Origin of the sequence: Coprococcus sp. TM115-187 (genome assembly GCF_027679115.1) — a bacterium.
Lineage (GTDB): Bacteria > Bacillota > Clostridia > Lachnospirales > Lachnospiraceae > Allocoprococcus > Allocoprococcus comes.
Window position 1 is genome coordinate 1 of the sequence record NZ_JAQEKS010000051.1, and the last position, 1,652, is coordinate 1,652.

2 protein-coding genes are annotated in these 1,652 nt (G+C 34.7%); both read right to left on the reverse strand.

Features of this window, described 5'->3' with window-relative positions; all coding sequences use genetic code 11:
* Positions 1–114 precede the first annotated feature (114 nt).
* Positions 115–1,278: an RNA-guided endonuclease InsQ/TnpB family protein gene (locus tag PGW42_RS15725; RefSeq protein WP_270235193.1), complete on the reverse strand. Its 1,164-nt coding sequence runs from the start codon at positions 1,276–1,278 to the stop codon at positions 115–117.
* Positions 1,226–1,652 (reverse strand): IS607 family transposase (locus PGW42_RS15730; protein ID WP_270235194.1); only part of this gene is annotated, 427 nt, incomplete at its 5' end. The genes PGW42_RS15725 and PGW42_RS15730, both read right to left, overlap by 53 nt.

The window sequence follows — 1,652 nt, forward strand, 5'->3', positions numbered from 1 at the left end:
AACGAGTATGCTTTTGATGATATAAATATCTATCTACTCACAAGTTCTTGTACTCTCCATAGGCGTAAATTCCGGACTAACGTATCCGTACATATTTGCATTAACGTTTCAGTGTCAGCTTGCAAATCGTTCTCCATAATCCTTAAGATTTATTGATGCCTGGAAATCTCTGTCAATTATATTCCCACACTCACATCTATATTCCCTGTCAGATAATTTCAAATCTTTTTTGATATTTCCACAACAGCTGCAAAGCTTTGATGATGGATAAAAACGATCAGCCACAATAAGCTGGATCCCTTTATCACTGCATTTGTATTCAAGCTGTTTTCTAAACCAAAAAAATCCTTGTTCCTGAACTGCTTTGGATAAATGTCTATTTTTCATCATTCCGCTGACATTCAGATCTTCAATACAGATAAATCTTGGTTTTCGATTTACGATCTCAGATATGGTCTGATTCAAATAGTTTTTACGGATGTTTGTTAATCTGTGATTTCGTTTTAATAAAAGTTTTTCCTTTTTGATTACATTATTGGTTTTGCAGTAACTTTCCCCTTTCTTATTCTTCTCGTAAGAACGAGAGATACTACGCTGTAATCTGCGTTTCTGTTTTTCCAGTTTCTTTACTTTCTGACTCTTATTAATGTTCTTATATTTAACAGCATCAGAGCAGACAGCCAAATCTTTGATTCCTAAGTCTATACCAACTCCATCATCATTAAGTGTTTCCTTGCAATCAGGAAATTCCACACATACACTGATCCACCAGTTCAATCCGTCAAAGGATATTCTCGGATTCATATATTTAACATCTGTTGGAATACGTCCATGTTCTGCAAGTCTTACCCAATTCATTTTCTGCTTATTTGCTTTCCTGCTGGAAGAAAAGCCTTCAAACTTAACGTGGGTATTACTGAATTGTATCTTAACATTATCCTGATAGAACTTCGGCATTGATCTCTTTTTAGACTTGAATCTTGGGAATTTTTGCAAACCCTTGAAAAAGTTCTTATACGCAGTACAGGCATCTTTGATTGCCTGTTTGGTTACATTATTTGAAATATTCAGCAGCCATGCGTATTCATCAGAATGTCTGAGCTTTGTAAATTCTTTTCTGAGTTCTGAATCTGAAATGAATTTGCCACCTTTTTCATAATTTTCTTTTTCCCTGGCCAAAGCCCAGTTATAAGCAAATCTTGAAGCACCTGCGTACTGAAACATCTTAGTTTTCTGTACGTTGTTTGGTATCAGCATTACTTTTATGGCTTTTACCATCTGTTTCCTCCTGTATCAATTCCCGGATAAGTTTCTTAGCTTTGTTCGCTCGTTTTCCTTGTAATTTGCAGCTGAATACTGTGATTATTTGAACCAGATCTTCAACAAGTTCCTGCTGTTCAGATTTTTCAGTATTATCAATAATCTCAATCTCACAATTATAAAGTGAAGCGATATATTCTATCAACTCAAAACCAAATCGCAATAGCCTGTCTTTATATAAAACAACAACCTTTTCAACTTGATTTTGAGAGATTCGTCTAATCAATTCCTGAAGTCCTTTTTTCTTATAATTAATCCCAGAACCGATATCGCTTATTATCTCAAACGGCTGTCCTTTTGCCAAAAGATATGTCTTAACATTATCAATCTGT

Bases quoted from the DNA above. Each gene is read 5' to 3' on its own strand.
- PGW42_RS15725 (WP_270235193.1), bottom strand. From the start codon at position 1,278: ATGGTAAAAGCCATAAAAGTAATGCTGATACCAAACAACGTACAGAAA.